The organism is uncultured Ralstonia sp., from assembly GCA_913056305.1.
Classification (GTDB): Bacteria; Pseudomonadota; Gammaproteobacteria; order Burkholderiales; family Burkholderiaceae; genus Ralstonia.
This window is the reverse complement of record CAJXMR010000201.1, coordinates 1-8,430: the sequence shown is the minus strand read 5'-3', so window position 1 is coordinate 8,430 and position 8,430 is coordinate 1. Positions and strand designations below refer to the sequence as shown.

The window sequence follows — 8,430 nt, the reverse complement described above, 5'->3', positions numbered from 1 at the left end:
GTTGGCACAGGCAACACCGGCAATGCCGGCTCCGACGATGGCGATGGAAGGCTGGGTCATGGATGACGTGGTGGGCGGTGAGCGAGGTCGGTTGGCGAAACCCCGCCATGATAATCGGGTCGCGGGCCAATAAAAAACGCCACCCGAAGGTGGCGTTCCTGCGTCAAGCCGGCGGGGCTTAGAACTTGTAGCCGAGGTTCAGGCCGAAGACGAGCGGGTCGACCTTGATATCGGTCTTGTTGGTCGCCAGCAACTGGCCCTGCTGGCTGTAGATGTTGATGGTCGAGGTGGTCTTCAGCGGCAGGTAGGACACCGAGGCCGTGGCGAACACATTCTTGGCGACCTCGTACGACGCGCCGATGGTGGCCGTCGGCGTCCAGGAGCTCGACGATTCGGCGGTCACCCTGCCCGGGCCGGTCGGGATCTGGCCCATGCCCAGTTGCAGGGTCCGGCCGAGGTTCTGCATCGCGTTGACGAAGTTCGAGTTCAGGCGCAGGTTGGTGAAGAAGTTGTAGCTGACACCCGCGCCCACGAACGGGCGCAGCTTGTTCTGCGCCGTGCCGAAATGGTATTCGACCTGGACCGCCGGGCTCCACTCGCGCACCGTGGCGACCGGGTTGTTCTGCGGCAGGCCGAGGTTGATCAGCGTCAGCGAGCCGAGCACCGGGATCGGCGCGATCACGTTGCCGCTGCCATACAGGTTGAACTTGGGCGGCACGCCACCGACGAAGGTGCCGGCCCAGTTGTCGTCGAAGAAGTGGGTGAACGTGACCGACAGCGTATTGGCGTTGCTGACCTTCACGTCGGTGCCCGGCGACTGGTACGTGCCCAGGCCCAGCGCGCTGGTGGTGGTGGTCAGCGGCGAGGCCGAATCCATCGGACGGATGTTGAACCAACCCACCGCCATGATGTTGCGGCCCCACACGTAGTCGTCCATAAAGCCGCTGAAACCGCGGCCACTGCTGCCAGTGCTTGCGCTGGCATCGGCGGTGGCTTGAGCGTGGGCGAGGGGAGCAGCGAGCAGGCAGGAAGCGGCGCAGGCGAGTGCTGCTGCAAAGCGGTGGGTGTGGCGGGTCATGTGGTTTGTCTCTCTGTTGTATGTGATTATTTTTTCGCCAAATGTGTGGCGATTTGTCTGGTGCAGCATAACGCAGCGATTCTGCTGCATTGATCGAAGTTTTCCTCTAGCTGACACGCCTGCAACAGGGGTTTCCCCTATGCGTGTTTCAAACGCTCCGCCGGACGGCGGAGCGTTTGAAGATGCCGTTCCGCGGGCGATTTGGTTAGAACTTATATTCCGGATTTTTGGGGCTGAAGGTCTGGTCGTTCCAGGTCTTGCGCGCGACGTTTTCGATCACGATTTTCTCGAGCTGATTGCCCGATTCGTCCCAGGCCTCTTCGGCACGGATCCATGGGTTCTTGAGATCGAAATACAGGCGCACGCGCTTGGCGTAGAACGCGGGCGGCCCGCTCGGTGCGTCCCGGGTCAGGCGCAGCATGCGCTCGCCGTCTTCCGTGACGATCTTCACCTCGTCGAACTTGCCGGAGTGGCCGGCCGCGGCATAGGCGCGCGCATCCCGCTCCAACGAATCGACCATGAACTGCAACCCCAGCTCGCGCGCGGTGTGGTTGGACTGCGACTTGGCCAGCGTGCCATCCAGCGCGCTCCAGATGGCGGCAAAGCCGAACAGGCCGCCCAGGTGGCCATACATCTCGTCGCGGCGCACGGTCTCGTCGTAGATGATTTCCTGGCCGGCGCGCGCGCCGCCCTTGAGCCAGCGCGCGTAGACCTGGCGCGGCGCGTTGCGATAACGGACTTCCATCAAGGCCGGCTGGCTCTGCCACTGGTCCTTCACGCGCTCCTGGCGGCGCATGCGGTATTCGTATTCGGGCAGCCGGTCGACTTCAGTGCGCAGCCAGCGCGTGAGCGTGCCGGGCTTCAACGCGCCTACCATGGCGAGGAGATCGCCGTCGGGCCACGTCGCCAGGCTGCCGTCGCGCACGTGCGACCCTAACCAGGTGGCCTGCCCGGCGACGTCCATGGCGGCAAAGCTGGCGACGGCGGCGGATTGCGCGGGCGCGGCCGATGCAGCGTCGGCCGGCGGCACCGCTTGCGGTTGGGCCCAGGCGCCGGCCGTCCAGGCCAGCGCCGTGGCGAGCACAAGGGAGCGGATCTGCATGTGTGCCTCCGGTCTCGGTGGATGCGGTTTGCGATGGGTCAGCCCTGCGCGGCGCGGGCGCGACGGATGTCCGGGTCGGCATCGCGCAGCTCGCGGCGCAGGATCTTGCCGACTGTCGATTTCGGCAGCTCCTCGTGGCGGAACTCGACCATGCGCGGCATCTTGTAGCCGGTCAGGTGGGCGCGGCAGTGCGTGAGCAGGTCGGCCTCCGTCAGCGCGCCGTTGCGCGGCACCACGATGATCTTCACGCGCTCGCCCGCCACCGGGTCCGGCACGCCGATGGCCGCCACCTCCAGCACGTCCGGGTGCAGCGCGACCACGTCTTCGATCTCGTTGGGGTACACGTTGAAGCCGGAGACCAGGATCATGTCCTTCTTGCGGTCGATCAGGCGGATGTAGCCGCGCGGGTCCATCACGCCGATGTCGCCGGTGGAGAACCAGCCATCGGCGTCGATGGACTTGGCGGTCTCGTCGGGGCGCTGCCAGTAGCCGCGCATGACCTGGGGCCCGCGCACCTGCAGCTCGCCGGGCTCGCCCAGCGGCGCGATGCTGCCGTCGTCGCGCAGAAAGCGCACCTCGGTGGACGGCGCCGGCAGCCCGATCGAGCCGGTGAACTCGCTGATGTCCGGTGGGTTCATCGTCACCACCGGCGAGCACTCGGTCAGGCCATAGCCCTCGACGATGGTGTGGCCGGTCACCTGCTTCCAGCGCTGGGCGATCGCGCGCTGCACCGCCATGCCGCCGCCGATGGTGATCTTCATGGCCGAGAAATCGCGCTTGGCGAACTCCGGGTCTTCCAGCAGCGCATTGAACAGCGTGTTGACACCCGCGATGCCCGAGAAGCGCTCGTTGCGCAAGATGAAGAGCACGCGCTTGGTGTCGCGCGGATTGGCGATCAGGATGTTGCGCCCGCCGCGCGTCATGAACATCAGCAGGTTCACCGTGAGCGAGAAGATGTGGTACAGCGGCAGCAGCGTGACGTTGGATTCCGCCTCGTCGCTGGAGATGCTCTTGGACCACTCCTCGGCCTGCAGCAGGTTGGCGATGATGTTGCGGTGGGTGAGCATCGCGCCCTTGGCCACGCCCGTGGTGCCGCCGGTGTATTGCAGGAAGGCGACGTCCTGTGGCGCCAGTGGCACTGGCTGCAGCGTGCGTCCACGCCCGGCGGCCAGTGCGTCGCGCAGGCCGATCGGTGAGGGCAGCCGGTAGGCCGGCACCTGTTTCTGCACGTGGCGCATCAGGAAATTCAGCGCTCGGCCCTTCAGGTTGATGGCGCCGCCCATCAGGTCGCCAATACCGGTCACGACGATGTTGCGCACTTGCGTGCCCGGCAACGCCTGCTCCAGCGTGCGCGCGAAGTTCTCGAACACCACGATGGTCTGCGCGCCCGAGTCACGCAGCTGGTGGGCGAGTTCCGTCACCGTATAGAGCGGGTTGACGTTGACGACGATGGCGCCCGCCATGAGCGTGCCGAACAGGCACACCGGGTATTGCAGGCTGTTGGGCAGCATGATCGCCACGCGGTCGCCCTTCTTGACGCCGCGCGACTGCAGCCACGCCGCGAAGTGCTTGGCCTGGCGTTCGCATTCGCCGTACGTCATTTCCGTGCCGACGCTGACATAAGCGCTGCGGTTGCGGTACTTCTCCACCGATTCGCGGAATACCTCGGCCAGCGAGTGGTAGCGGTCGGGGTTGATGTCCGCCGGCACGCCGTCGGGATACGACTTGAGCCAGAGTCGGTCGGTCAGGCTGTTGCGTTCGGCAACGGTGTTCATGGCGTCTCCTCCATGGGGTCGCGGCGAATCGTAGTTGTATGCCGCTGGGCGTTGGGGTGGTGGGCCGGTTCCCGTGGCGGCCCGCAGGATGCGTGCTACATCTGTTCAGGGCGCTCCAGGATGGCGACCACGCCTTGCCCGCCCGCCGCGCAGATCGACACCAGCCCGCGCCCGCTGCCGCGTTGCGCCAGCATCTTGGCCAGCGTGGCGACGATGCGCCCGCCGGTGGCGGCAAACGGATGGCCGGTGCCCAGCGAGCTGCCATTCACGTTCAGCTTGCTGCGGTCGATGCTGCCCAGCGGTGCCGCGCGGCCGAGCTTCTCGCGGCAGTATTCGGGCGATTCCCATGCCGCCAGCGTGCACAGCACCTGGGCCGCGAAGGCCTCGTGGATCTCGTAGTAGTCGAAGTCCTGCAGCGTCAGGCCGGCGCGCTGGAGCATGCGCGAGACGGCATAGGCCGGCGCCATCAGCAGGCCCTCGTTCTGCTCGGGCGTGCCACTGAAGAAATCGACGGCGGCGGTATCCGCGCACGTCATGTAGGCGAGCACCGGCAGGTTGTGCGCGCGCGCCCAATCCTCGCTGGCCAGCAGTACGCACGAGGCCCCATCGGTGAGCGGCGTGGAATTGCCGGCGGTGAGCGTGCCGGCGGCGCTGCGGTCGAACACTGGCTGCAGCTTGGCGAGCTGTTCGGCGCTGAGGTTGCCGCGCAGGTTGTTGTCGCGGTCTAGGCCCAGGTGGGCGGTCATCAGGTCGGTGAAGAAGCCGCGTTCGTAGGCGGCGGTGAGGTTCTGGTGGCTGCGCAGGGCGAGTGCGTCCTGGTCTTCGCGGCGGATGCCCCAGCGCTTGGCCATCTGCTCGCAGTGCTCGCCCATGGAGAGGTTGGTGCGCGGCTCGCTGTTGCGTGGCAGCAGGGGGCGCACGAACATCGATGGTCGCAACCCTGCCAGCGCCTTGATGCGTTCGCCGGTCGATTTGGCACGGTTGGCCTCCAGCAGGATCTTGCGCATCTTTTCGTTCAGGCCGACGGGCGCATCAGAGGTGGTATCCGTGCCACCGGCGATGCCCACCTCAATTTGCCCGAGCGCGATCTTGTTGGCGACCAGGATGGCAGCCTCCAGCCCGGTGCCGCAGGCCTGCTGCACGTCGTACGCGGGCGTTTGCTTGGCCAGCGTGGTGGACAGCACCGACTCGCGCGTGAGGTTGAAATCGCGCGCGTGCTTGATGACGGCGCCCGCCACCACCTCGTCCAGCCGCTGGCCGTGCAGGTTGAAGCGGTCGATCAGACCCTGCAGTGCGGCGGTCAGCATCTGCTGGTTCGACGCGGTGGCGTAGGCCGTATTCGAGCGGGCGAACGGGATGCGGTTGCCCCCGAGGATGGCGACGCGGCGCACCTGCGCGTTGACGAGCATGGGTTCAGTCTCCGGAGTGTGGTGGGAGCGGCAGCGTCAGCACGCCGCGCAGATAGGGTTTGTCGCCAGACGCGTCGCGCACCTCGAACGCTTCAGGCGCCGACGACGCGCCGCGCCACAACGTGGCCGTGCCCGGCAGCATCAGCGGTGCCTTGAACTCGACCGTCACCTCGGCCTGGGCCACCGGTGTCTCGGGCAGCAGCGCCGCCAGCGCGCGCGCCTTGGTCCACATGCCATGCGCGATCGGGTGGGCAAAGCCGAATAGCCGCGCGCCGAGGCCGGACACGTGGATCGGGTTCCAGTCGCCCGACACGCGCGCATAGCGGCGGCCGGTGTCGGCGGGGATCGCCCATTGGCCGTCGGGCGCCAGATCCGGTGCGGTGGGCAGCGCGATGAGCGGCGCGCCCTGCGGTGCGGCCACGCCCACGCGCAAGTACGTTGACAGCGATTGCCACACCACCGTGCCCGCCCGCAGGATGACGGTCTCGATGGCGAAGGCCTGGCCGCGCGCATGCTGGAACAACCGGCGTGGGCGCACCTCCACGCGCACGCGCTCACCGACCTCCAGCGGACGGTGCTGGCGGATGGTGTTGCCCAGATGCACCAGGCCGATGACGGGGAACGGAAACGCCGTCTCCGTCATCAGCATCAGCTGCAGCGGAAAGCCGAGCAGATGCGGATACGTCATTGGCACGCCATGCGCCGGCGAGAATCCGCATACCGCCGCGTACTGCGAAATGTGCTCGGCATCGAGCGGCACTTCCTGCCGTACCAGCGTGCGTCGGGGCAGCGGCCCTCCGCGCTTGCCCTTGCGCTGCGACAGCAACGCACGCCACGCCAGCGCCCCCGTCGACGGCGGCACCACCACCAGCAACTGCGTGCTGGCGAAGGCAGGCGGCACCGGCTGGCGGGATGGAGCGAGCGTGCGCATGGGGGCGAGCTTGGTCATGTCGTCACGCGCCCAGCAGGCTCTGCCCGCACACGCGCACCACGTTGGCGGTCACGCCGGTGGACGCGGGGCAGGCGAACCAGGCAATGGTCTCCGCCACGTCTACGGGCAGGCCGCCCTGGCTCATCGCGTTCATGCGGCGGCCGGCCTCGCGGATGGCGAACGGCACCGCCGCCGTCATCTGCGTCTCGATAAAGCCCGGGGCCACCGCGTTGATGGTGATGCCGCGCTCGGCCAGCGCCGGCGCGCTGGCCTGTACCAGCCCGATCACGCCGGCCTTGGACGTCGCATAGTTGGTCTGCCCCAGGTTGCCCGCAATGCCGCTGATGGACGACACGCAGACGATGGCCCCGCCCGCCCGCAGCGCGTTGGCCGCCAGCAATGCATCGTTGATCTGCAGCTGTGCGCTCAGATTGATGTCGAGCACGCTGCGCCAGGCGGCTTCGGTCATGCGGGCGATGGTCTTGTCGCGCGTAATGCCGGCGTTGTGCACGAGGATGTCGATGCCACCCAGGGCAGCGAGTTGCTGCGCGAGCTGAGCCGGCGTCTCCGGTGCGGCGATGTCATAGGCAAGAGTCTCGCCGCCGACCTCCTGCGCCACGGCGTCGAGCGCCTGCTGCGCGGCCGGCACGTCCAGGCACAGCACCCGTGCGCCGTCACGCGCCAGCACGTGCGCAATCGCCGCGCCGATGCCGCGCGAAGCGCCGGTCACCAGCGCGGTCCGCCCGGCCAGCGGCTTCTGCCAGTCCACCGAGACTTGCGCGGCCGGCCGCACGCGCACCACCTGCCCCGACACATAGGCCGAGCGCGCCGACAGCAGAAAGCGCAGCGTCGACGCCGCCACATTCTCCGCACCCTCGGCCACGTAGACGAGCTGCGCCGTGCAGCCGCGCCGGATCTCCTTGCCCAGTGAACGCGTCAGCCCTTCCAACGCGCGCTGGGCGATGGCTGCCTGCGGCGTCCTGCAACCCTCCGGCGGTCGGCCGATCACCACCACGCGCCCGCAGCGGCCAATGGCGCGCACGCCGTCGTGGAATACGTGATACAGCGCATCCAGCCCCTCGGTCGACGTGATGCCCGTGGCGTCGAAGACGATGCCGCCGATGCTGTCGTACGCCTCGCCTTCCTTGCCCGTCGGCGCCACGAAGCGGCCGGTGATCTGCCCATGCCGGTTGGCCGCACCGAGCCATGCCGGGTCGCTCTCATGAAAGCGCGTGGGCACGCCGATCTCGGCAAACAGCGCGGCCAGCGTCTCGCGCAGCGCACCGCCCGGCGCGGCGCCCACCAGGAAGGGGCCGACAAACTCAGGCGCGTCCGGCTGATAGCGGCGCAGCGGCACCGGTTGCGGCAGGCCGAGGTTGGCCGACAGCCATTTGCCGAAACCGGAACCAACGAAATCGAGGTACTTGTCTTGCATTGTTGTTGTCGTGGATCAGGCTGCGTGGCGTTCGGCGGCGTGCAGGGCAGCGAGCGCGTCCTTGCGGCGCTGCAGGTCGGCCAACAGATTGAAGTCGGGTGGGAAGTCGTCCACGGCGACGGCGTGCTCGCCATAGCGGGCGTAGTCGCGCAGTTGCGTGCGTTCGTCCTCGCTGATGAGGTTCTGTGCCACGGCTTGCGACGTCCACGCTTCGAACTCGGGCAGGCTTTGCGGCACGGGCGGCAGCTTGCCTGCGCGGATGGCGGGTTTCAAGCGCTGCTCGATCGCATCGACTTGCGGTTGCAGGCGGAAGGCGGCTTCGCCATAGGCGATCGGGTCGATCTCGGGCGCCGGGCAATACGAGTCGGCGACCAGGCGCTCGCGTGCGGCCCCCGGCGTCTGCATGAGTTCGGCCACCTGTGCGGCCAACGTATCCGCCGGCTTGCGATAGGGCGAACCGAACGGGAAGGTCAGCGCGCGCAGCACGCCTGCCACGCGGCGGTTCGGGAAGTTGGCCAGCACGCCGTCGAGCGCTTCGTACGCACGGGCCAGCGCGTCCTGCACCGACCAGTGCATCAGCGCTGCGTCCTCGGCGGGGCGCCCTTCGTCTTCAAAGCGCTTGAGCGCGGACGAGATCAGGTAGAGCTGCGAGAGGATGTCGCCCAGCCGCCCGGTGATGCTCTCGCGACGCTTGAGCGTG

7 protein-coding genes are annotated in these 8,430 nt (G+C 67.7%); all 7 read right to left on the bottom strand.

The features are described 5' to 3' along the window. Positions 1–178: 178 nt before the first annotated feature. Positions 179–1,078, bottom strand: a complete 900-nt coding sequence (locus tag QZ609_RS21530) for an OmpW family outer membrane protein (RefSeq protein ID WP_295499388.1) — start codon at positions 1,076–1,078, stop codon at positions 179–181. Positions 1,079–1,283: 205 nt separating this feature from the next. Continuing rightward, a complete protein-coding gene (locus QZ609_RS21525) occupies positions 1,284–2,180 on the bottom strand; it encodes a DUF1571 domain-containing protein (RefSeq protein ID WP_295499385.1) in 897 nt (298 codons plus the stop codon). Positions 2,181–2,218: 38 nt separating this feature from the next. After that, on the bottom strand, positions 2,219–3,955 hold the full coding sequence (locus QZ609_RS21520; protein ID WP_295499382.1) for an AMP-binding protein: 1,737 nt from the start codon (positions 3,953–3,955) through the stop codon (positions 2,219–2,221). Positions 3,956–4,050: 95 nt separating this feature from the next. Then, positions 4,051–5,364: an acetyl-CoA C-acetyltransferase gene (locus QZ609_RS21515; protein WP_295499380.1), complete on the bottom strand. Its 1,314-nt coding sequence runs from the start codon at positions 5,362–5,364 to the stop codon at positions 4,051–4,053. 4 nt (positions 5,365–5,368) lie between these two features. Next, on the bottom strand, positions 5,369–6,313 hold the full coding sequence (locus tag QZ609_RS21510) for a MaoC/PaaZ C-terminal domain-containing protein (protein WP_295499377.1): 945 nt from the start codon (positions 6,311–6,313) through the stop codon (positions 5,369–5,371). Positions 6,314–6,317: 4 nt separating this feature from the next. After that, positions 6,318–7,730, bottom strand: coding sequence for a 3-oxoacyl-ACP reductase (locus QZ609_RS21505; RefSeq protein WP_295499374.1), 1,413 nt, complete (start codon positions 7,728–7,730; stop codon positions 6,318–6,320). A 15-nt stretch (positions 7,731–7,745) separates the two neighbouring features. Continuing rightward, positions 7,746–8,430, bottom strand: a 685-nt coding sequence (locus QZ609_RS21500; protein ID WP_295499371.1) for an acyl-CoA dehydrogenase domain-containing protein, incomplete at its 5' end; no start/stop codon positions are given.